Consider the following 21,179-nt stretch of genomic DNA (forward strand, 5'->3'; position numbering starts at 1 on the left):
GAATGACGAAAGACTTAGATCTCTTCGTCGCCACCGGCCTCGGCCAGCGCTGCGCCGACCTCGAGGCCGAGATCGTCGAGATTCAGTTCATCGCGAGCCGTGACGGCTTCGCCGCGAGCCTGACGCTCGGCTTCCTCGGGGCTGCGGGCGACGTTGATGGTCACCCGAACCTCGACCTCCGGATGGAGGGCGACCGGCACATTGTGCAGGCCGATGGTCTTGATCGGCTGGTTGAGAGCGATCTGGTTGCGGTCAACCGTGAAGCCGTTCTGGGTCATGATCTCGGCGAGGTCACGGGTCGAGACCGAACCGTAGAGCACGCCGGTCTCACCGGACTGGCGCAGGATGATGAAGCTCTGGCCGTTCAGCTTCTCGCCGACGACTTCCGCTTCCTTGCGGCGCTCGAGATTACGGGCCTCAAGCTGGGCGCGCTGAGCCTCGAAATGCTTCTTGTTGCCCTCGCTGGCGCGCAGAGCCTTGCCGCGCGGCAGGAGAAAGTTGCGTGCGTAGCCCGAGCGGACCTTTACGGTCTCACCCATCTGGCCGAGTTTTGCGACGCGCTCGAGAAGGATCACTTCCATGGTTGTCTCCTTTAGGTTCGTGATCAGGTGGAAAGAGTTGGCGGGGGATTCGGCCGCGTGCCGAAGCGGCGGCGCAGGCGGAAGACGGTGTCGGCAATGCCGAACAGGGCCAGAGCAACCATCAGGATGCCCTGGGTAATGAAGATGAGGACGTACAGAGCCGACAGGATGAACGAGCGGCCGGACTTGCCCCGCGTACGGTCGTGAACGGCGGCGAGACCCTGCAGGGCAAAGGCCATGAGGAAGGCTCCCGACAGGGCCATTCCCAGTGCGCCGATGAAGCCGTCGAAGCTTGCCACCACGAGAGCGCCGATCAGGATCAGCCCGGCAGAACGGGGCATCACGAGTTCCGGAACCGACGGCCAGGGGCGCGGCAGGCGCTTGGAGGCGTGCACGATTCGGGCGGCCGCCCAGAGATAGAGCGCCAGCACGGTGGCGAAGCCTTGCGCCGAAAGGAAAGGCGTCAGGCGGGCGAAGATGCTGACCAGTTCCTCACGGGTTTCCGCGTCGAGCGCGTCCGGCCCGGACGTGTTGAACTGCGTGTTGACGAAGGCCTCGGACACCGCGCGGGCGTTCTGGTCGAAGGCGCTGAAATCGGCGCCCGTCGAGATCACGCCGGCGGCGATGATGGTGAGCGCTGCCGTTGCAGCGATCCAGGCCAGGAGCCGCCCGACCGGGTACCATTCCATGGTTCCGTCCTGTCCGGGGCGCCCGAGAAGGGCGAGATAGGACAGCCACCAGGCGGGCAGGGCGGTGATGAGGGCAAAGCCCAATCCGCTGAGCGGAGACAGGATCAGGGCGATCGCAAGACCGCCGACGAGAGCCGCAATGAGCCCGGAGCGGTGGTCCCACCCGAGGGAAACGATCAGAACGGGAATGGGGGCAAGGAGATACAACACGGCCGCGAGCGGCGTCGCCTTGACGATCACCGCAGTCAGAAGGGCCGATACGAGGCCTGCGCCTATGCCTGTTGCAACAAAATTCATCGTCTCGCTGTCCCGCTGCTCGCTGGCAGGGTTAGGGGCGACTGGCCCCAACTGGCCCGGCGGGTTTTCACCGCTGGGCTATGAAAAATCTATCCTCTTTGACCACATCCTGAGGAGCAGCGAAGCTGCGTCTCGAACGAGGCTCCAGAGAACTCTGGAACCGCCATCCTCGTCCTTCGAGACGCCGCCCATGGCGGCTCCTCAGGATGAGGATGGCTATTCGCATAGCTGTCCGACGAATCGGGCAGCCGGATGATCTTAGCGGATCACGTAGGGCAGGAGGCCCAGGAAGCGGGCGCGCTTGATCGCCTGGGCGAGCTCACGCTGCTTCTTGGCCGACACGGCCGTAATGCGCGAAGGAACGATCTTGCCGCGCTCCGAGATGTAGCGGGACAGGAGCTTCGTGTCCTTGTAGTCGATCTTCGGGGCGTTGGGACCCGAGAAGGGGCAGGTCTTGCGACGACGGAAGAACGGACGACGACCACCGCCGGCAGCCCCACCAGTAGCACCAAATGCCATGATTAAGCCTCCTCAGCTTCGTTGCCGCCGTCGAAGCCGCCGCCGTCGCGCTCGCGGCGCTCCCGGTCCTTGCGCTCGTCGCGGTCACGCTTCTGCATCATCACGGACGGCTCGGTCTCGAGCTCTTCGACCTTGATGGTCATGAAGCGAAGGATGTCTTCGTTGATGCGCATCTGACGCTCCATCTCGGCCACCGCAGGAGCGGGAGCGTTGAGGTTGAACATCGTGAAATGCGCCTTGCGGTTCTTCTTGATCCGGTAGGCGAGGGACTTCACGCCCCACATCTCGGTCTTGTCGACGCTGCCGCCATTCTGCTCGATGACGCCCTTGTACTGGTCGACCATAGTTTCGACCTGCTGCGGGGTGACATCCTGGCGAGCCATAAAGATATGCTCGTAGAGAGGCATAGTGGGCCTTTCTCAGGTTTGAGGTTCAAGCCGTGGCACTGTTTTGAAGAGTGTCTTGGCCGTTTCGCGCGTCCGATCGGCGCCAAGCCCTTCGAGCCTGCAAGGCCCGAGCGATTGTCGAAGGCGGAGACACGGGACGACGGGTCCAAAAACCCTGCATGGCAAGCCAAGCCGTCCGTTCAGCCCCCGGCCGGAGCGAACGCGAAGCGGGGGCTATAGTCGATTTGGGTCGGGAAGGCAAGGGTCCGCCTCTGCCGCTCACTCCCTCGTCGTCTCCGGCCGGGAATGACACTGCGCGGCGTTTTGCCGTTGATAGCGTCTCTGGAGAACCGGAGGACTCTGGTCAACGGGCCGCCTTAAGCTAAAACACCCTTATGATGGCTCCTCCTCTACGCCTTGGCGTCAATATCGATCACGTCGCGACCGTGCGGAATGCGCGGGGCGGCATCCATCCCGACCCGGTCCGGGCCGCGAACCTGGCCGTTCTGGCCGGAGCGGACGGGATTACCGCGCATCTGCGCGAAGACCGGCGACACATCCGCGATGCGGATATGTGGCGGCTCAAGCAGGAGCTGTTCGTGCCGCTCAATTTCGAGATGGCGGCGACCTCCGAGATGGTGGCGCTCGCCACGCGGATGCATCCCCATGCGGCCTGCCTCGTGCCCGAGAAGCGCGAGGAGCGCACCACGGAAGGGGGGCTCGACATCATCGGCGCCCATGCCCATCTGCGTCCGGTGATTCAGGAATTGAAGGGTGAGGGCATCCGCGTGTCGCTTTTCGTCGAGCCGGAAATTGCGGTCATGGACGCCGCCTGCGACCTGCGGGCGCCCGTGGTCGAACTCCATACGGGCACCTATTGCGAGGCGGTCGTCGAGGGCGACCCGGCAAGGATCGCCCATGAGCTGGAGCGCCTGAAGCGCGCTGCCGAGCACGGGGCCGGGATCGGCCTCGAGATCCACGCGGGGCACGGCCTCGCCCTCGACTCGGTCCGTCCGGTCGCGGCGATCCCGCAGATCGTGGAGCTCAATATCGGCCATTCGCTGATCGGCGAGGCCATCTTCCTCGGGCTCGACGAGGCCGTGCGGGCCATGCGCGCCGCCATGGACGAGGGTCGGGCACAGGTGCCGGCGTGATTCTCGGCATCGGGTCCGACCTTTGCGACATCCGGCGCATCGAGAAGTCGATCGAACGCTTCGGCGACCGCTTCACTCACCGCATCTATACCGAGGGCGAACGGGCAAGGAGCGACCGCCGGGCCGCCCGGGCCCCGTCCTATGCCCGCCGCTTCGCCGCCAAAGAGGCCTGCGCCAAGGCCTTGGGAACGGGCCTGAGCCATGGGGTCTTCTGGCGCGACATGGAGGTTGTCAATCTTCCGACCGGCCGCCCGACCATGCGGCTGACGGGAGGAGCTCTGGAGCGCCTGAAGGCCATGACGCCCCCGGGGCACAAGGCGGTGGTCCATGTCTCCCTGACCGACGATCCCCCCATGGCCCAGGCCTTCGTGATCATCGAAGCGCTTCCGGCCTGACAGGGGCTGCGTTGCGGCAGGACGCGCCTTAGTTTAGAGCATGCCGCGGCAGGATGGATTCCGGTCGCGGGACATGACTGCCCTAGCGAATAATCCATCGAGAGTGGTTTGCCCTTGGGGCTTAAGTGCAAACCCCTCTCGACTTGCCACACGGATGAAGACGGCCTCCGCCGTCATGGTCCAAGAGCATAGGTCGACAGACGTGAGCGAAAAAAGCAGCAAATACGTAGGCAGCGGCACGAAGAACGAAGAAGGCGGCCTTTGGGAGACCATCAAGGTCATCGTTCAGGCCCTTCTGATCGCGGTCGTCGTTCGCACGGTGCTCTTCCAGCCCTTCAACATCCCGTCGGGATCCCTGATCCCGACCCTGCTGATCGGCGACTACCTGTTCGTCTCGAAGTATTCCTACGGCTATTCCAAGCACTCGATCCCCTTCAGCCCGGGCATCTTCTCCGGCCGCATCTTCGGCGCCGAGCCGAAGCGGGGCGAGATCGCTGTGTTCAAGCTGCCCAAGGACAATTCGACCGACTACATCAAGCGCGTCATCGGCCTGCCGGGCGACAAGATCCAGGTGATCGGCGGCGTGCTGCACATCAACGGCCAGCCGGTGCAGCGCGAGCGCGTCGAAGACTATAAGACCACCGACCTCTACGGCCGCACGATCTCCGTGCCGCAGTACAAGGAGACGCTGCCCGGAGGCGTGTCCCACTTCGTCATCGAGCGTGACGCCGACCGCGGCTACTGGGACAACACCAATGTCTACACGGTGCAGCCCGGCCATTTCTTCATGATGGGCGACAACCGGGACAACTCCACGGACTCGCGGGACGAGGCGAGCGTCGGGCAGGTGCCGTTCGAGAATCTGGTCGGCCGGGCCGAGATCATCTTCTTCTCCATCGACGAGAGCGCCTCCCTGTGGCGCCCGTGGGAATGGCCGCAGAAGATCCGCTGGAACCGTCTGTTCGAGCGGATCCAATAGCCCGTGGCACGCCGCAAGCCGAATCTCGAAGAGCTTCTGAAGAAGCTCGGCTACCGCTTTGAAAAGCCCGAGCTCCTGGATGAGGCGCTGACCCATGTCAGCGCCCCCCAGGCGGCGGGCCAAAGCTATCAGAGGCTGGAGTTCCTAGGCGATCGGGTGCTCGGTCTCGCCATCGCCGAACTGCTCTACAAGACCTTTCCCAGTGCACCCGAGGGCGAACTCTCCCGGCGCCTGGCGGAACTCGTGCGGCGCGAAAGCTGCGCCGAGATCGCCATCGCGTGGGACGTCGGACCCTATCTCAAGCTCGGCGCCGGCGAGGCGCATTCGGGCGAGCGGCGCAACCAGACCATCCTGGCCGATGTCTGCGAGGCGATCATCGGTGCCGTCTTCCTCGATGGCGGCTACGAGGCGGCCAGCGACCTCGTCGAGCGCTCGTTCCAGGCATTGCTGGAGGCTCCCCGCCGTCCCCTGCGCGACCCGAAGAGCGCCCTGCAGGAATGGGCCCAAGGCAGGGGTCTCCCGCCGCCGACCTATTCTATCGCCGAGCAGACAGGGCCCGATCACGCGCCGAAGTTTCGGATCATGGTCAAGGTGAAGGGGACCAAGAGCGCGTTCGGCCAAGGGACTTCAAAGCGCATCGCGGAACAGGCGGCGGCGCGAAGCCTTCTCTTGAGAGAGGGCGTCTGGACGGAGGAAGAGCATGGAACAGCCTGAGCAAACCCACACCAAGGCCGGTTTTGTCGCTCTCATCGGTGCGCCGAATGCGGGCAAGTCGACCCTCCTGAACTCGCTGGTCGGTTCCAAGGTCTCGATCGTATCGCGCAAGGTGCAGACGACCCGCGTCCTCGTGCGCGGCATCGCCATCGAGGGCGAGGCTCAGATCGTTTTCGTGGACACGCCCGGCATCTTCAAGCCGAAGCGCCGCCTTGACCGCGCCATGGTGACGTCGGCCTGGGGCGGGGCGGGCGACGCGGACGTGATCGCCCTCCTGCTCGACGTGCGCAAAGGCATCGACGAGGAGGCCGAGGCGATCCTCGACAAGCTGCCCGACCTGAAGCGCCCGAAGGTGCTGATCCTCAACAAGATCGACCTGATCGAACGCTCGAGGCTGCTGGAGATGGCCGCGAAGCTCAACGAGAAGGTGCCCTTCGCCCATACCTTCATGATCTCGGCCCTGAAGGGCGACGGCATCCAGACATTGAAGCGGCAGCTCGCCGAGATGATGCCGGAAGGGCCATGGCTCTATCCGGAGGACCAGATTTCCGATGCGCCCCTGCGCATGTTGGCTGCCGAGATCACCCGCGAGAAGATCTACGAGCGCCTGCACGAGGAATTGCCCTATCAGTCCACCGTCGAGACGGACCAGTGGCAGCAGCGCCCCGACGGCTCGGTGCGCATCGAGCAGACCGTGTTCGTGGAGCGCGACAGCCAGCGCAAGATCGTGCTCGGCAAGGGTGGGCAGACCATCAAGGCCATCGGACAGGCGGCCCGCAAGGAGATCGCCGAGATCGCCGAGGCTCCCGTGCACCTCTTCATCTTCGTGAAGGTGCGCGAGAACTGGAGCGACGATCCCGAGCGCTATCGCGAGATGGGCCTGGAGTTCCCGCGCGGTTAGGCGCGGCAGGCCGTGCGCAGTCCGCCCCGGCAGCAGTTTGTAATCCGTGTCGAGACGGCTCTCGCGCAATCGCGGGCGTCGGTTCCTCCGTGACGATCTGAACAGTATTGTCCAAAGCATCGATGTATTGAGCGCGCCGCAGAATACCGAACATCGTTGGGCCCCTCGTCTTAATGTTCTTGATCCAACGTCGCGTTCAATGGTCAACGTAGGCAGAATACTTGAGGGATGTTCTCCTAAGGTCTTAAAAAGGCAGTATTGCGCCCAAAGCCTTCAGCGCTGCTCCATCCACACGAGGGTAACTTCGGCCGTCATCCAGTAAAGCTTATGGACACTCGGAAATCGTTGCTTTGCCTCGATTTCAGGAAGCTTTTGAACGCAACCAGATCAGGCGTAAGGCTTTATCCTGAAAGGATTGTACGAAGGCAGGCCATTTCCCGGCAAAACCGTCCTGAAGTAGCCCATCAGTGTCGACGTCGACGTCCTGGAGAGGCCATGAGCAGCTCTTCTGATCAGACGGCGCAAAGACGTCTCGCCGCTGTCCTCGCCGCAGATGTGGTGGGCTATTCAGATCTCATGTCCAAAGACGAGGAAGGAACGCTCGCCCGTCTCAGAGATCTGCGGCGCCAGGTCATCGAACCGCGAATCCGCATCCATCATGGTCGCCTGGTGAAAACCATTGGGGATGGCTTCCTATGCGAGTTCTCGAGTCCCGTCGAAGCGGTCCGCTGTGCCGTCGATCTTCAGGAGACGGTTTCCCAGGTTTCGGATGGAGAGATCATCAAGCCTCTCCAGTTGCGGATCGGGATCAATCTCGGCGACATCATCATCGAGGAGGACGGGGACATCTTCGGCGACGGAGTGAACATCGCCTCACGCCTGCAGAAGATGGCGTTGCCCGGCGGAATCTGCCTGTCCGGAAAAGTCCATGAGGAGGTAAGGGACAAGCTGCCGTACCAATTCGAGGATCATGGCGAGCATCGCTTCAAGAACATCGGGAGGCTCATCAAGGTCTATTGCCTTCTGGCAGGACTAGATCCGTCGACGATCTCATCCGAGGCGCGGCCCGCCTCTTCGCTGCGGGACAGGCCGTCCATCGCGGTCCTGCCGTTCGTCAATCTCACCAATGACCCTGAACAGGAGTATTTCGCCGACGGCATCGTTGAGGACATCATCGCTGCCTTGTCACGCTTCAGATCCGTCTTCGTCATCGCCCGCAACTCGACCTTCACCTACAAGGGTCGGAATGTGGGCGTTCCGCAGATCGGGCGCGAGTTGGGCGCGCGGTATGTGCTCGAGGGCAGTGTCAGGCGTTCCGGAGAAAGAATCCGTATTACCGCGCAGCTGGTCGATGCAGCCAGCGGCGTGCATCTCTGGGCCGAGCATTACGATGGTGTCATGGCGGATGTGTTCGATCTCCAGGATCGGATCACGACCAGCGTCGTCGGTTCGATTCAGCCCTCCATCCGGGCGGCCGAGATCGAACGGGCAAGGCGCAAACGCCCCGAGAGCCTCGATGCCTACGATCTCGTCATGAGGTCCCTGCCTTATGTCTGGGCCTTGGAGTTCGAGGCCAACAAGGAGGCGACCCGGCTGATCGACAAAGCCCTTCTGCTCGATCCGGGCTATCCGCTCGCCCTCTCTCTGGCCGCTTGGTGCCGAGGGCAGCGGATCGTCTACAACTGGTCCAAGAATGTGCAGGAGGATAAGCGCGAGACCCTGCGTCAGGCACAGGCGGCTGCCGCGATCGCCCACGACGATCCGTTCATTCTGACGGTGCTCGGCGCTGCCCTGACGATCACGCGGGAGTACCAGCGCGCCGAATCCATGCTGGAGCGATCCCTCACGTTGGACCCGAACTCGGCCTGGGCCTGGAACCGCAGCGGATGGCTGCACAACTACCAGCACGATCCGGAGGTCGCGATCCAGCATTTCGAACGCTCGCTGCGTCTCAGTCCGTACGATCCGATGGCGTTCAACTGCGACATGGGCATCGGCTGCGCCCACTTCATCGCCAAGCGATACGATCAGGCGGCGCAGTGGCAGGAGAAGGGACTGATGGCGAAACCGAGCGCCGCCTGGATTCATCGCACGCTCGCCCCCTCCTATGCCTTGGCGGGCGATCTCGACAAGGGTCGGGACAGTGTCGGCGAGTTGGTGAAGAATTATCCCGGGATCACGATCTCGGACATCATCGCGGCCATGGCCTTCAGCAAGGAAGCCATGAGCCGCTTCGCGGAAGGCCTGCGCCTTGCCGGTCTTGCGGAATGACAGCTCAAAAGGCGCCGGGAGGATGAGTATCCTCCCCGGCGCCTTGTCTTACTGCTGGTTCTGTCCCTGCAGCAGCGGGGTGATCCGGCGCATGGCCACTCGGCGGTTTTGCCGCTCGGGCGATTGCGTATCCACCTTCAGGTATTGTTCGCCGTAGCCTTGGGTCGTCAAGTTCTCGGCCGGGATCTGGAAGCGTTCCGTAAGGATGGTCGCAACCGTCTCGGCGCGCCGGTCGGAGAGAGTCAGATTGTCCTCGTCCGCGCCGACGGCATCGGTATGGCCTTCGATCAGGAAGATCTCGTTGGGATTCCGAGACAGGGCCGAGCGGATCGCCTCGGCGATACCCGTCAGGGCGCCGGCCTGATCTCCAGCTAGTTCCCAGGAGCCGAACTCGAAGGTGACCGTATCCACGTCGACCCGACGCATGCGTTCGCGCAGTGGCTGGCTGCGACGAACCTCGTCGAGCGTATAGGATCGCTCGATGCGCTCGACGGGCGGAGCGGTGAAAGCCTCGACCAGATCGTCCTGAGAGGCGTCCTCCACGTCCACGATGTACTGCTCGCGGGGAATGCGGACGACCGGCGGCGGCAGCCGCACGACCTCCTCCTCGGAGTATCCGTATCCAGTCGGACGACGGCCGCCGCGCCTGTTCTCGATCAGCACCACCTCGCGGCCTGCGGCCTCGCGCCTCGATCGGCGGATCAGGTTGCCGTACTGGTCCCGGACCGTCACGATCTCGGACCCGTCAGGACGGCGTACGATGGTGACCTCCTCGTCGGCCCCACGCCGCTCCGTGCGGATATCGGCATCGCGATAGGTGCGGCGGAACCGTTCGGTCTCGTCGTGACGGATGATGACCTGATTGCCCTCGCGGATGATGGTCCGGTTACCGGGTTCCTCGATGATGACCCGGTCGCCTTCCCGCCGCTCACGGCGCTGGCCGCGCAGATCCTCGATGCGGACCCGCGACGGATCCAGAGGCTGCATCGTACCGGGAGCCGCCTGCTGAGGAGCGGTCCGTCCGGGCACCTGCTGGACGGGTGCTCCCGGAACGGGAGGTGTCGGCTGGGCGCGAGTGGCCGGCGCAGGGGCCGCTGGAACAGGAGCGGCTGGCGCCGCCGTAGGGGCGGAAGGGGCGGGCCTTGGCGCGGACGGCGCGGGTTGGGCGGCTGCAGGAGGCGTTGGGGGAACGGCCGGTTGCTCCTGCGTCGGCCGCTGGCCGCGCGTGCGGTCGGGATTCTCGGTGCTGTCGGAGCGGCCGGAGCGCTGGCGCTCCGCCGGGGGCGCGACATCCGGAGCCTGCCGCTGCTGAGCCGGGGACGGAGGCGCTGCCGGCTGGGCAGCGGGCGGAGGGGTGGCGGGACGAGTCTGTCCAGCCGGGGCCTGAGGCCGCGGTCGCTCGGCTGGTGGCTGGTCGCGCTCCTGGGCGGCCGGGCGTTGCGGTCGTGCCGGGGTGTCCGCCGGGGGCTGCGGTCGCTCGGCGGGAGCCTGTTGTGCCGGACGGGCCGGGGTGGCTGGCTCGGCAGCGGGAGGCGGCGCCGGCCGTTCGGTCGGAGGGCCGGGCTCGCGGCGGGGTCGCTGGGCTCCAGGACCATCGTCGGGCCCCTGTGCGCCGGGACCCGCTCCGCGAGGCGGACGCTGACCGCGCTCCTCGGATGCTCCGGGTCCACCCTGATCCTGTCCGCCCTGCCTGCGCTCCTGACCGGGGCGCCCGCCGCGTTCTCCGTCCTGTCCCTGCCGTCTTTGACGCGCTCCGGGCGGCAGCTCTTCATCGGTTGCCGGTCCAGCCTGAGCCAGAACGAGGGGTGGTGTTGGGGTTGGCTCGAGGGCCGAGACATGCGCCGGCAGCAGCATCAGGGGAAGGGCGGTACTCGCAAGAAACAGACTGGAAAGCTTCATGATCCTCAATTCATCGTTTGGCGCACTAAGGTCATCGACAATGACAAGCTGCCGGGTTGGTTCCGAGAAAGGCGGAATTCCGCTTTTGAAACAAAATTTTAGAAGTTCGCCGATATGGTTGAAAAACATGGATGAATGCGGCCTGAATGCTTACATCTGGAGTTCAGAGTCTGGCCGGACATGACACACTCTCCGTCATGGCCCTGTCCCGGCCATCCCGATTGTCCGAAGCGACGCGCTTTTCTCAATCGGGATCACCGGCACAAGGCCGGTGATGACGAAAGAATTTCGAGTCCTGACCGGACTCTCGGGAAACACTCTCGCCGAAGGCAGCCGGGACGGATGCAGTGGACTGATGAAGGCGTCGTTCTCGGCGTCCGCAAACACGGAGAAACGAGCGTCATCCTCGAGCTGATGACCCGCGGGCATGGGCGCCATCTGGGCCTGGTCCATGGCGGCCGCTCGAAAACCCTGCAGCCCGTGCTCCAGCCGGGGAATACCGTCCATGTGACCTGGCGCGCGCGGCTCGACGAGCACCTCGGGGCCTATCAGGTCGAGGGCCTGGACCTGCGCGCCGCACGCCTCATGGGCTCCTCGATGGCCCTGTATGGCCTCGCGACCCTGGCCCACCTCCTGCGCTACTTCCCGGAGCGCGATCCCCATTTTCCCCTTTACGAGACCCTGACCGTGCTGGTCGATCACCTGGACGATGCCGACCTCGCGCCGGCGCTGTTCGTGAGGTTCGAGCTCGCCATGCTGACCGAGCTCGGCTTCGGTCTCGACCTGTCCTCCTGCGCCGCCACGGGGAGCGAGCGGGATCTCACCTACGTCTCCCCGAAGAGCGGCCGGGCCGTCAGCGCCACGGCCGGGGAGCCCTACAAGGACAGGCTCCTGAAGCTGCCGGGCTTCCTGATCGGACAGTCCAGGGCCAACCGGCCCGGCGAGGAGGAGATCCGCGCGGGATTTGCCCTGACGGATTTCTTCCTGCATCAGAACGTCTTCGATCCCCAGGGCCAGAGGGCGCCGGAGGAGCGGGCGCGTTTCGTCGCACTGGCCACAGCTGGGGACCAATGAGTTTTGTTTCTGTTATGTTCTCATTTCAGATGGTAAGAAGCGATTCGCAGTTGAGGATTTCGAGTCATGGGTAAGCCGGTCAATCCGCCGTCAGGGGGCGCGATCGAGAACATCAATCTCAAGGACGCCCTGGAGGAGCGCTACCTCGCCTATGCGCTCTCCACCATCATGCACCGGGCGCTGCCGGATGCGCGCGACGGCTTGAAGCCCGTCCACCGCCGCATCCTGCACGCCATGCGCCTCCTGAGGCTCGATCCGAAGTCGGCGCCGAAGAAATGCGCCCGCATCGTCGGCGACGTGATGGGTCAGTTCCACCCGCACGGCGACCAGTCGATCTATGACGCCCTGGTGCGCATGGCGCAGGACTTCGCCCAGCGCTATCCGCTGGCGGACGGGCAGGGCAATTTCGGCAATATTGACGGCGATAACGCCGCGGCCATGCGCTACACCGAAGCCAAGCTGACGGAAGTGGCGCGGCTGCTGCTCGAAGGCATCGACGAGGATTCCGTCGACTTCCGCGAGACCTACGACCAGACTAACGAGGAGCCGGTCGTGCTCCCGGCGGCCTTCCCGAACCTGCTCGCCAACGGCTCGCAGGGCATCGCGGTCGGCATGGCGACCTCGATCCCGCCGCACAACGCCGCCGAACTTTGCGATGCGGCGATGCATCTCATCTCGAAGCCGAATGCGACCGCCGAGCAGCTGATGCAGTTCGTGCCGGGCCCGGACCTGCCGACCGGCGGCATCATCGTCGACACGCCGACCTCCATGGCCGAGACCTATCGCACTGGCCGCGGCTCGTTCCGCGTGCGCGCCCGCTGGGCGAAGGAGGATCTCGGCCGCGGCAACTGGCACATCGTCGTCACCGAGATCCCGTATTCCGTGCCGAAGTCCCGCCTCATCGAGAAGATCGCCGAGCTGCTGCAGGAGAAGAAACTGCCGCTGCTCGCCGACGTGCGGGATGAATCGGCGGAAGACATCCGCGTGGTTCTGGAGCCGCGCGCCAAGACGGTCGATCCGATCATCCTGATGGAATCGCTCTTCAGGCTGACCGAGCTCGAGAGCCGCATCCCGATGAACGTGAACGTGCTCGCCGGCGGCAAGGTGCCGAAGGTGCTGGGGCTGGTGGAATGCCTGCGCGAATGGCTCGACCATCGCCGCGAGGTGCTGATCCGCCGCTCGGGCTTCCGCCTGGCGGCCATCGACAGGCGCCTGGAGATCCTGGGCGGCCTGCTCATCGTCTATCTCGACCTCGACCGCGTGATCAAAATCATCCGCGAGGAGGACGAGCCGAAGCAGGAGCTGATGCGCTTCTTCAAGCTCACCGAGCTCCAGGCCAACGCCATCCTCGACACGCGCCTGCGCTCGCTTCGCAAGCTCGAGGAGATGGAGCTCAAGCGCGAGCAGAAGAACCTTCAGGACGAGAAGGCCAAGATCGAGGAGCTTCTCGGCTCCGAGAAGGTGCAGTGGAAGACCATCGCGGGCGAGATCAAGGAGGTCCGCAAGACCTTCGGGCCCGACACCGCCTTGGGCAAGCGCCGCACCTCCTTCGCCGAGGCGCCGGACACCTCGGACATCGACTTCGCCGAGGCCATGATCGAGCGCGAGCCGATCACGGTCATCGTGTCCGAGAAAGGCTGGATCCGCGCCATGAAGGGCCATCAGGCCGATCTGTCGGGCGTGCAGTTCAAGGGCGACGATGCGCTCAAAGTCGCCTTCTTCGCCGAGACCACGTCCAAGATCGTCGTGGCGGCGGATAACGGGCGCTTCTTCACGCTCGATGCCTCCAAGCTCCCCGGCGGGCGCGGCTTCGGCGATCCGATCCGCCTCATGGTCGACCTGGAGGAGGGCGCCGACTTCATCGCGGCCTTCCCGTACAAGGCGGGCTCGAAGTTGCTGGTCGTGGCGACGGACGGGCGCGGCTTCGTGGTGCCGACCGAGGAGATCACGGCGAACACCCGCAAGGGCAAGCAGATCCTCAATCTCGACGCGCCCGCCAGGATGGTGGTCTGCGCCGAGTCGGAGGGCGACCACGTCGCGATCATCGGCGAGAACCGCAAGCTCCTGATCTTCCCGTCGAATCAGGTGCCGGAGATGACCCGCGGCAAGGGCGTGCGCCTCCAGCGCTACAAGGACGGCGGCGTCTCCGACGCCAAGGTCTTCAAGCTCAAGGAAGGCCTGACCTGGAAGGATACTTCGGGCCGCACCTGGACGGTCGCCAAGGAAGACCTGCGCGACTGGATGGGCGACCGCACCGAAGCCGGCCGCCTGCCGCCCAAGGGCTTCCCGAAGTCGAACAGGTTCGGGGAGTGATCATCGGGCAGTCACCCCGGATGGCTCGCGCCGTCCGGGATCACTTTGGGAATTCTCCACGTATAACAATCCATGTCATGGCCGGGCTTGTCCCGGCCATCCCGATCATGGGAAGCGCCATGCTTTTCGAATCGAGATCACCGGCACAAGGCCGGTGACGACGTGTTCAGGATCGACCCGCCGTCCCGCCCGTCGTCTCCGTCGGGTTGTTCATGTCCGGCGGCACGGGGCCGCGCTCGCCCGCGCCTCTCTCCAGACGCGCCGCGATCTCGGCCACGTGCCGGCCCTGGAAGCGGGCGCCTCCGAGTTCGTTTTCGCTCGGTCGCCTCGAGCCGTCGCCGCCGGCGAGCGTTGTCGCGCCGTAGGGCGTGCCGCCCGTGATCTCGTCCATCTTGGTCTGACCTGGATAGGAATAGGGCAGGCCGACGATGATCATGCCGTGGTGGAGAAGCGTGGTGTGGAACGACGTGATGGTGGTTTCCTGCCCGCCATGCTGGGTCGCCGTGGACGCGAAGACGCTGCCGACCTTGCCGACGAGCGCGCCTTTCACCCACAGGCCGCCGGTCTGGTCGAGGAAGTTGCGCATCTGGGCGGCCATGTTGCCGTAGCGGGTCGGCGTGCCGAAGATGATGGCGTCGTAATCGCCGAGCTCATTCGGGTCGGCCGTCGGCGCATCCTGGTCGATCTTCATGCCCGACTTGCGCGCAATCTCCTCCGGCACGAGTTCAGGCACGCGTTTGACGACGACCTCCGCACCCGCGACCGAGCGGGCGCCCTCCGCGATGGCCTGAGCCATCGTCTCGATATGGCCGTAGGACGAGTAGTAGACGACCAGGATCTTGGCCATGGCGCACCTTCGTTTGCGTGAGGATTACGCAACGAACAAGATGCGGGCGGGGTTGTTCCGGCTCTCTCGCCGAATGACCCGCCCATGCGAGCAGAGCCTGCGCGCTTCCACCTGCGGATTTATCGACCCGGCCCCTCCGTTTGGAGGGCTCAATCGCCGCGATCTTCCTTTAAGGAAGGGACAAGCCGCGAAGCGCAGGATCGGATCACGCCGAACTCTAGGCTCAACGGCGGAATGCCTTTTGCCGAAGGGAAGTCCTCATGATCGCTCGTTTCCTCTTGATTGCCGGCATTGCGGGCGGTTCCTTGATCGCCGCCACTCCGGCCACGGCCCAGTCCTTGCCGCTCGGGGCGGCGATCAACGCGATCGGCCACGCCCAGCGCGCCGGGGCCACGCCATCGAGTTCCGACACCGGCCGGATGTCCGGCAGCAAGCGTCCGAAAGGGGCCGCAACTCCGTCTCGCCCGGTCTCCCCGAAGCCCTATAGCGATCGGCCGGCCAGGAGGAAGCATCCCGTCAACATATCCCAGGACAATGGCTGAGGATTAGGCAGGAAAGCTGCTCCGTGCGTCGGCAGACGGCCGAACGCCGACGGGCGGATTCAACTCTCAATCCACCCGCTCCCAGCCAGGGGCGAGAAGCCGCTCCTGCGGCTTGAAGCGGGCCTTGTAGCCCATCTTCTTCGAGCCCTCGACCCAGTAGCCGAGATAGAGATAGGGCAGGCCCATCGCCTTCGCGCGGCGGATATGGTCGAGAATCATGAAGGTGCCGAGGCTGCGGTCGTGCAACTCCGGTTCGTAGAACGAGTAGACCATGGAGAGCCCGTCGCTCATCTCGTCCGTGAGGCCGACGGCGATCAGGTCGCCTTCGCCGCGGCCGGTGAGCCCGCTGTCGATCCCGCGCCGGCGATACTCGATCAGCTTCGTGTCCACATGGCTGTCCTCGACCATCATGGAGTAGTCGAGCACCGTCATGTCGGCCATGCCGCCGTCGGCGTGTCGCGTGTCGACGTAGCGGCGGAAGAGCGAATATTGCTCCGATGTCGGACGGTTGGGCAGGGCGTGGCCGATCAGGTCGGCATTGTCCTTCAGAACCCGCTTCAGATTGCCGGAGGGCTCGAACTCGTTCACGAGCACGCGAACGGACACACAGGCGCGACACGTGTCGCAGGCCGGTCGATAGGCAATGGTCTGTGACCGGCGGAAGCCGCCCTGGGTGAGGATCTCGTTGAGCTCCCGGCCGCGGCGTCCCACGATATGCGTGAAGACTTTGCGCTCCTCCTTGCCCGGCAGATAGGGGCATGCGGACGGGGAGGTGAGATAGAATTGCGGGGCGTCGCGGGGCTGGCTCGTCAATCGGGAAAGCCTCGTGGAGAAACCTTGAGCGCTACGTCAACGCCCAAGGATAACATTGGTGTCAGCCACGTCCAGGAAAAGAGGGCGAATGTCACAGGCGTTTGATTGCTGTCAGGAAGGGCCAGCTCACAATTCTCGACCTCATCCTGAGGAGCCTGCACAGCAGGCGTCTCGAAGGAGGTTCTAGAGCGCACTGGAGGCGCCCTGATCCTTCGAGACACCGCCTTCGGCGGCCCTCAGGATGAGGGCTTAGGAATGTGCCGCGGATCCCTCTATCTTGTGGTGCCCTAGGCCCGCACGACCATCATGCCCGTGAGCAGATCGCGCAAGAAGCGCCGGTCGTCGCGGACGAAGCCGACGAGCACGTCGCAGGCCCAGAGCAGGAAGGTCGAGATCGCGACATAGAAGAAGAGCGCATGCACCGCCGCGGCGAGCGGCGACGCGCCTCTGCCGGTCTGCGGGTTGATCACGCGAAGGCCCATGTAGCGCATGCCTACAGTCGCCTGCGAGGACCCGCCGATGGTGACGGCGTTGTAGACGATGAAGATCAGGGCCGTGAGGGGAAGGGCGAAGAACAGCCCCCAGCCGAGGCCGAGCGTGATGATGCCGAGGAAGAAGATCCCGATGGAAATCAGCACGACCCAGAGCGCGATCACGACCAGATCGATCAGATAGGCCCAGAACCGACGGGAGATGACGCCCTCGGTCAACCGGGTGTCGAGCTCGTAGGACGGGTAGTTCAGCGTCGGCGGGTAAGGTCGGTTGACCATCTTTCTCTCCTCAGAAGGCGGTCTCGGGCAGGCTGCGGGATTCGATGCGCTGCGGCGCGAGCCCCTCCGCCGCAAGGGCCTCGAACACCTCTAATGTATGCGCTCGATCCCGCGTTTCGATAGTGATGTCGATGGACACGCCTTTCGCCGGCACGTCCAGGAACAGACGCCCGTGGGAGACCTCGAGGATATTGGCGCCGAGACTCCCGAGGAGGCTCGCCACGCGCCCGAGCAGCCCCGGCCTGTCGTTCGACGTGATGCGGAACGACGTGATGCGGTCGTCCCGTTCCAGCTCGCGCACCATCACGGAGGCCAGGATCCGCGCGTCGATGTTGCCGCCGCAGAGCACGAGACCGACCCGCTTGCCCTGGAAGCGTTCAGGGGCCGCCAGCATGGCGGCGAGGCCGGCCGCGCCGGCGCCCTCTGCCATGGTCCTCTGCAGGGTGGCATAGGCATTGACCGCCCGCTCGATCAGCGCCTCCTCGACGGGGATGATGTCGGACACGAGATCGCGCACAATGGGCAACGGGAGCTGCCCGACGGTCTTCACTGCGATGCCTTCCGCCAGCGTGGCGCCGCCGATCGGCCGGTTCTCGCCCCGGATGGCATTGCGGAAGGACGGGTAGAGGGCCGCTTCCACGCCGACGATGTCGATCGAGGGTTTGAGGGCCTTCGCGGCGACCGTGATGCCCGAGATCAGTCCGCCGCCGCCGATGGGTACGACGATCTGGTCGAGATCGGGAGCGTCGGCCAGCATTTCGAGCGCGATGGTGCCCTGGCCTGCCATGACCTTCGGATCGTCGTAGGGATGGACGAAGATAAGCCCCTCCTGCTCGGCGATCTCGCGGGCGCGGAGGGCGGATTCGTAGAGCGTCTCGCCGTCCAGGATGACCTGTGCGCCATAGGAGCGGGTGTTCTCCGCCTTCACCAGGGGGGTGCCTTCCGGCATCACGATGGTGGCCGGGATGCCGAGGCGACGCGCATGATAGGCGACGGCCTGGGCGTGGTTGCCGGCCGACATGGCGATGACGCCGCGTCCGCGCTCGGCCTGGTCGAGGCTCTCCAGCTTGGTGGCGGCGCCCCGCTCCTTGAAGGAGCCGGTCGGCTGCATGTTCTCGTGCTTCACGAACACGGTCGCGCCGGTGAGCTGCGACAGGCGAGGGGCGGGCACGAGGGGCGTTCGCAGGACCTGGCCCTGGATCGTCTCCGCCGCGCGCTTCACATCCTCGATGGTGATGGCGTATTCGGCCACGTTGTCCTCCGGACTTTTATTGTACCCGTTTATACGGGTCTTGGTGTCGGATCCCTGAATCCCAGCAGGCCGCCGGGCCGAAAGATCAGAAAGACGACAAGGGCCATGTAAAGAGCCATGTCGCGTATCTCGATAGGTAGATACGCCGACCACAGGGTCTCGAACAATCCCACCGCGAAGCCTCCCAGCATTGCGCCGGGGATCGAGCCGATGCCGCCGATGATGGCGGCGATCAGCGCTTTGAGGCCGTATTGAAAGCCGCCGGCGAAGCCCAAGCCACCATATTGCGCGACGATCAGCATGCCCGAGAGCCCCGCCATGGCGCCGGCCAGCGCCAGCGTCTCGACGAGCAGGCGGGGGCCATTGACGCCCATGAGGGCTGCCGCATGCGCATCGTCCGCATAGGCCCGCCAAGCCCGTCCGAACCGCGTCGCCTGGACGAGCCAGAGGAGACCGAGAGCCGCGAGGAGTCCGATCCCCGCCGTGATGACCGTAATTGGCGTCAGGCTGACGATGAAACCGTCCGCACGCGCGAGGGGCCAGGCTTCCGACCAGATCGGCGGGAGCCAGACCGTCACCGGGCTCTGCACGAGGCGCAGGTATTCCATCAGGAAGAGAGAGAACCCGACCGTCGCGATCAGGCTCGGCTGCGGGCTCGCGCTGACGATCCGGCCGATGGTGAAGTACCCGCCGACCGCGCTATGGATCGCGCCTGCGAAAAGAGCGGCCACGAGACCGGCCGCCAAGCCGAGAACGGGCGAGCTGGCGCCGAAACCCAGCACGACCGAGGCTCCGGCAATCGCCGCCGCCGAGCCGATCGCCGCGAGTTCGCCGAAGGCCAGATTGATCCGGCCGCTGAGGCCGAAGACGAGGGCGAAGGCGACGGACAACAGCGCGTAGATCGCCGTCCGTGGCAGGCTCACCAGGATCTGCTGCAGCCAATAGGCGGCATCCATGGGGATTTCGGCCACGTCGACAGCCTGCTGACTGCCGGGATCGCCCGCCGATCCCTCCGGCGTCTCGAGATAATAGCGCTTCAGGAGATAAAGGCTGGCGCCGGAGAGCGGGCCTTCCTCGGTCGCAAGACCGGTCAGTTCGGCCTTGTTCGGGGAAAGCCCCTCCGCCACGAACTGGCAGATGGCGAAGCGCTCGAGGATCGGGCGGTCGTGGTACTGTGCCAGGTAATCCACCTGCAGGCTCCTCGGCACGGGACCCGTCCGGACGCGCTCGACGGTGATCGCCGCGCCGGGATTGAGAGCTGGCAGAGCGGAGCGGCAGACCCGCGCCTGCTCCGCATCGATGGACAGCCCGCAGGCGGTGAGCAGGCAGAGGCATAACAGGAGAGAAACGAACCGGGCGATTCTCAGAAACTGGCTTGAACGCAGGCAAAGCCCTCGTTCCTCATCTCGAGAATCTGGCCAGCCACCGCCTTGCTTCGTCATCGCCGGCCTCGTGCCGGTGATCCCGATCCGAGAGGCGCGAGGCTTTTCCTGATCGGAATGGCCGGGACACGCCCGACCATGACCTGAGAGAGGAGCCACCTCGGGCACGCCCGAGCTTCGTGGGGGAAGGCTGGGCGCGCGCTCGACCGCTCTCGGCTCGGTCACGTTCACTTCCTGAGCCAGTCTCTGAAGTACGATGAGCCTGACACGAAGCGAACCCCTCAGTGCGATCGCGAATCAGCCTTGGTTTTTGAGCTTTTCCGCGACCCGAGGGGCGAAATAGGTGAGGATGCCGTCCGCGCCAGCACGCTTGAAGGCCAGGAGGCTCTCCATCATCGCCCGTTCTCCGTCGATCCAGCCGTTCCCGGCCGCGGCCTGGATCATGGCATACTCACCGGAGACTTGGTAGGCGAAGGTCGGAACGGCGAAGCTGTCCTTCACCCGGCGCACGATGTCGAGATAGGGCATGCCGGGCTTGATCATGATCATGTCGGCGCCTTCCTCGAGGTCGAGGGCGACCTCGCGCATGGCCTCGTCGGAATTCGCCGGATCCATCTGGTAGGTGCGCTTGTCGCCGACGAGGCACGTGCTGGTGCCGATGGCGTCCCGGAACGGGCCGTAGAAGGCGGAAGCGTATTTCGCCGCATAGGCCATGATCTGCACGTCCAGGAACCCGGCCTCGTCGAGACCCTCCCGGATGGCGGCCACGCGGCCGTCCATCATGTCGGACGGGGCGATGACGTCGGCGCCGGCTTCCGCCTGGAGCACGGCCTGGCGCACAAGCAGCGCCACCGTCTCGTCGTTGAGGATGCGTTCGCCGTCCATCACGCCGTCATGGCCGTGGCTGGTATAGGGATCGAGCGCCACGTCGCAGACGATGCCGATCTGCGGCACCGCCTTCTTGATCTCGCGCGCGGCCCGGCAGACCAGGTTACGGCTGTTGAGGGATTCCGTTCCCGTCGGATCGCGCAAGGAAGGATCCGTGTAGGGGAAGAGCGCGATGGCGGGGATGTTGAGGGATGCCGCCCGCTCGGCCTCGCGCACGGCCTCTCCGATGGTAAGGCGCTCGACGCCGGGCATGGACGTCACCGGCTGCCGTCCGCTGGCGCCCTCGACCACGAAGATCGGCCAGATCAGGTCGTTGGCCGTGAGCACGTTCTCGCATACCAGCCGCCTCGACCACTCGGCCTTGCGGTTGCGTCGCAGGCGGTGGGACAGGTTCAGGGAAGAAGTGGGGGCTTCCTCCGAGGAGCGGCGGGGGAACGGCGACAGCTTCGACATAATCCTCACACGGCGCCGGCTTCGCTGCGCCGGCGGATGCCGAGAGGGTTAGCACATTTA

General features: G+C 64.9%; 20 protein-coding genes. 9 read left to right on the forward strand and 11 right to left on the reverse strand.

What is annotated here, in order from left to right:
- Nucleotides 1–14 precede the first annotated feature (14 nt).
- From rplI to rpsF, 4 genes are all read right to left on the reverse strand, one after another.
- The gene (rplI, locus tag FS320_RS03315; RefSeq protein ID WP_152709198.1) at nucleotides 15–581 is read right to left on the reverse strand and encodes a 50S ribosomal protein L9; all 567 of its coding nucleotides are present in this window, start codon (nucleotides 579–581) and stop codon (nucleotides 15–17) included.
- 23 nt (nucleotides 582–604) lie between these two features.
- Nucleotides 605–1,567, reverse strand: coding sequence for a DUF2232 domain-containing protein (locus FS320_RS03320; RefSeq protein ID WP_152709200.1), 963 nt, complete (start codon nucleotides 1,565–1,567; stop codon nucleotides 605–607).
- A gap of 258 nt (nucleotides 1,568–1,825) precedes the next feature.
- Nucleotides 1,826–2,086: a 30S ribosomal protein S18 gene (gene rpsR, locus FS320_RS03325; protein ID WP_036353512.1), complete on the reverse strand. Its 261-nt coding sequence runs from the start codon at nucleotides 2,084–2,086 to the stop codon at nucleotides 1,826–1,828.
- A gap of 2 nt (nucleotides 2,087–2,088) precedes the next feature.
- Complete coding sequence (rpsF, locus tag FS320_RS03330) at nucleotides 2,089–2,493, reverse strand: 30S ribosomal protein S6 (protein WP_152709202.1); 405 nt, start codon at nucleotides 2,491–2,493, stop codon at nucleotides 2,089–2,091.
- Nucleotides 2,494–2,867: 374 nt separating this feature from the next.
- On the opposite strand from rpsF, the gene FS320_RS03335 reads away from it, so the two are divergent.
- The 6 genes from FS320_RS03335 (at nucleotide 2,868) to FS320_RS03360 (ending at nucleotide 8,886) form a co-directional block, all read left to right on the forward strand.
- Nucleotides 2,868–3,626, forward strand: coding sequence for a pyridoxine 5'-phosphate synthase (locus tag FS320_RS03335; protein ID WP_152709204.1), 759 nt, complete (start codon nucleotides 2,868–2,870; stop codon nucleotides 3,624–3,626).
- The gene (gene acpS, locus FS320_RS03340; RefSeq protein WP_162002781.1) at nucleotides 3,623–4,021 is read left to right on the forward strand and encodes a holo-ACP synthase; all 399 of its coding nucleotides are present in this window, start codon (nucleotides 3,623–3,625) and stop codon (nucleotides 4,019–4,021) included. Before FS320_RS03335 ends, acpS begins: the two co-directional genes overlap by 4 nt.
- Before the next feature lie 202 nt (nucleotides 4,022–4,223).
- Nucleotides 4,224–5,000 carry a signal peptidase I gene (gene lepB / locus FS320_RS03345; protein WP_338105273.1) on the forward strand — a complete coding sequence of 259 codons (777 nt, stop codon included), beginning with the start codon at nucleotides 4,224–4,226 and terminating at the stop codon, nucleotides 4,998–5,000.
- A 3-nt stretch (nucleotides 5,001–5,003) separates the two neighbouring features.
- Nucleotides 5,004–5,714, forward strand: a complete 711-nt coding sequence (rnc, locus tag FS320_RS03350) for a ribonuclease III (protein ID WP_162002782.1) — start codon at nucleotides 5,004–5,006, stop codon at nucleotides 5,712–5,714.
- Nucleotides 5,701–6,615: a GTPase Era gene (gene era, locus FS320_RS03355; protein ID WP_152709206.1), complete on the forward strand. Its 915-nt coding sequence runs from the start codon at nucleotides 5,701–5,703 to the stop codon at nucleotides 6,613–6,615. Before rnc ends, era begins: the two co-directional genes overlap by 14 nt.
- 495 nt (nucleotides 6,616–7,110) lie before the next feature.
- Nucleotides 7,111–8,886 (forward strand): adenylate/guanylate cyclase domain-containing protein, encoded by a 1,776-nt coding sequence (locus FS320_RS03360; RefSeq protein ID WP_152709208.1) that lies wholly within the window; start codon nucleotides 7,111–7,113, stop codon nucleotides 8,884–8,886.
- Between the two features lie 48 nt (nucleotides 8,887–8,934).
- Here FS320_RS03360 and FS320_RS47565 read toward each other — a convergent pair whose 3' ends face one another.
- On the reverse strand, nucleotides 8,935–10,785 hold the full coding sequence (locus FS320_RS47565; protein WP_244626949.1) for an OmpA family protein: 1,851 nt from the start codon (nucleotides 10,783–10,785) through the stop codon (nucleotides 8,935–8,937).
- 342 nt (nucleotides 10,786–11,127) lie between these two features.
- Here FS320_RS47565 and recO point away from each other — a divergent pair, with 342 nt between their 5' ends.
- Together recO and parC are read left to right on the forward strand one after the other, a co-directional pair.
- Nucleotides 11,128–11,859, forward strand: a complete 732-nt coding sequence (recO, locus tag FS320_RS03370) for a DNA repair protein RecO (RefSeq protein ID WP_152709210.1) — start codon at nucleotides 11,128–11,130, stop codon at nucleotides 11,857–11,859.
- Between the two features lie 66 nt (nucleotides 11,860–11,925).
- Nucleotides 11,926–14,172 carry a DNA topoisomerase IV subunit A gene (gene parC / locus FS320_RS03375; protein ID WP_152709212.1) on the forward strand — a complete coding sequence of 749 codons (2,247 nt, stop codon included), beginning with the start codon at nucleotides 11,926–11,928 and terminating at the stop codon, nucleotides 14,170–14,172.
- A 166-nt stretch (nucleotides 14,173–14,338) separates the two neighbouring features.
- Here parC and wrbA read toward each other — a convergent pair whose 3' ends face one another.
- Nucleotides 14,339–15,019: an NAD(P)H:quinone oxidoreductase gene (gene wrbA / locus FS320_RS03380; protein WP_152709215.1), complete on the reverse strand. Its 681-nt coding sequence runs from the start codon at nucleotides 15,017–15,019 to the stop codon at nucleotides 14,339–14,341.
- Nucleotides 15,020–15,279: 260 nt separating this feature from the next.
- Here wrbA and FS320_RS03385 point away from each other — a divergent pair, with 260 nt between their 5' ends.
- Nucleotides 15,280–15,561, forward strand: a complete 282-nt coding sequence (locus FS320_RS03385; protein WP_152709218.1) for a hypothetical protein — start codon at nucleotides 15,280–15,282, stop codon at nucleotides 15,559–15,561.
- Nucleotides 15,562–15,627: 66 nt separating this feature from the next.
- Here FS320_RS03385 and FS320_RS03390 read toward each other — a convergent pair whose 3' ends face one another.
- The 5 genes from FS320_RS03390 to hemB all read right to left on the reverse strand — a co-directional run bounded on the left by FS320_RS03390 (nucleotide 15,628) and on the right by hemB (nucleotide 21,119).
- Nucleotides 15,628–16,374: an arginyltransferase gene (locus FS320_RS03390; protein WP_152709220.1), complete on the reverse strand. Its 747-nt coding sequence runs from the start codon at nucleotides 16,372–16,374 to the stop codon at nucleotides 15,628–15,630.
- A gap of 287 nt (nucleotides 16,375–16,661) precedes the next feature.
- Nucleotides 16,662–17,144: an RDD family protein gene (locus FS320_RS03395; protein ID WP_152709222.1), complete on the reverse strand. Its 483-nt coding sequence runs from the start codon at nucleotides 17,142–17,144 to the stop codon at nucleotides 16,662–16,664.
- Between the two features lie 10 nt (nucleotides 17,145–17,154).
- Nucleotides 17,155–18,396 (reverse strand): threonine ammonia-lyase, encoded by a 1,242-nt coding sequence (locus FS320_RS03400; protein WP_162002783.1) that lies wholly within the window; start codon nucleotides 18,394–18,396, stop codon nucleotides 17,155–17,157.
- A gap of 29 nt (nucleotides 18,397–18,425) precedes the next feature.
- Nucleotides 18,426–20,003, reverse strand: a complete 1,578-nt coding sequence (locus FS320_RS50145; RefSeq protein WP_192926246.1) for an ABC transporter permease subunit — start codon at nucleotides 20,001–20,003, stop codon at nucleotides 18,426–18,428.
- Nucleotides 20,004–20,075: 72 nt separating this feature from the next.
- The gene (hemB, locus tag FS320_RS03410) at nucleotides 20,076–21,119 is read right to left on the reverse strand and encodes a porphobilinogen synthase (RefSeq protein WP_152709227.1); all 1,044 of its coding nucleotides are present in this window, start codon (nucleotides 21,117–21,119) and stop codon (nucleotides 20,076–20,078) included.
- Nucleotides 21,120–21,179 lie beyond the last annotated feature (60 nt).

It is taken from the genome of Microvirga tunisiensis (genome assembly GCF_009296175.1).
GTDB classification, from domain to species: domain Bacteria; phylum Pseudomonadota; class Alphaproteobacteria; order Rhizobiales; family Beijerinckiaceae; genus Microvirga; species Microvirga tunisiensis.

What these genes read in the sequence shown, in the direction of transcription:
- rplI (WP_152709198.1), bottom strand. Translation starts at nt 581, where the DNA reads ATGGAAGTGATCCTTCTCGAGCGCGTCGCAAAACTCGGCCAGATGGGT.
- FS320_RS03320 (WP_152709200.1), bottom strand. Translation starts at nt 1,567, where the DNA reads ATGAATTTTGTTGCAACAGGCATAGGCGCAGGCCTCGTATCGGCCCTT.
- rpsR (WP_036353512.1), bottom strand. Translation starts at nt 2,086, where the DNA reads ATGGCATTTGGTGCTACTGGTGGGGCTGCCGGCGGTGGTCGTCGTCCG.
- rpsF (WP_152709202.1), bottom strand. Translation starts at nt 2,493, where the DNA reads ATGCCTCTCTACGAGCATATCTTTATGGCTCGCCAGGATGTCACCCCG.
- FS320_RS03335 (WP_152709204.1), top strand. Translation starts at nt 2,868, where the DNA reads ATGATGGCTCCTCCTCTACGCCTTGGCGTCAATATCGATCACGTCGCG.
- era (WP_152709206.1), top strand. Translation starts at nt 5,701, where the DNA reads ATGGAACAGCCTGAGCAAACCCACACCAAGGCCGGTTTTGTCGCTCTC.
- FS320_RS03360 (WP_152709208.1), top strand. Translation starts at nt 7,111, where the DNA reads ATGAGCAGCTCTTCTGATCAGACGGCGCAAAGACGTCTCGCCGCTGTC.
- FS320_RS47565 (WP_244626949.1), bottom strand. Translation starts at nt 10,785, where the DNA reads ATGAAGCTTTCCAGTCTGTTTCTTGCGAGTACCGCCCTTCCCCTGATG.
- recO (WP_152709210.1), top strand. Translation starts at nt 11,128, where the DNA reads ATGCAGTGGACTGATGAAGGCGTCGTTCTCGGCGTCCGCAAACACGGA.
- parC (WP_152709212.1), top strand. Translation starts at nt 11,926, where the DNA reads ATGGGTAAGCCGGTCAATCCGCCGTCAGGGGGCGCGATCGAGAACATC.
- wrbA (WP_152709215.1), bottom strand. Translation starts at nt 15,019, where the DNA reads ATGGCCAAGATCCTGGTCGTCTACTACTCGTCCTACGGCCATATCGAG.
- FS320_RS03385 (WP_152709218.1), top strand. Translation starts at nt 15,280, where the DNA reads ATGATCGCTCGTTTCCTCTTGATTGCCGGCATTGCGGGCGGTTCCTTG.
- FS320_RS03395 (WP_152709222.1), bottom strand. Translation starts at nt 17,144, where the DNA reads ATGGTCAACCGACCTTACCCGCCGACGCTGAACTACCCGTCCTACGAG.
- hemB (WP_152709227.1), bottom strand. Translation starts at nt 21,119, where the DNA reads ATGTCGAAGCTGTCGCCGTTCCCCCGCCGCTCCTCGGAGGAAGCCCCC.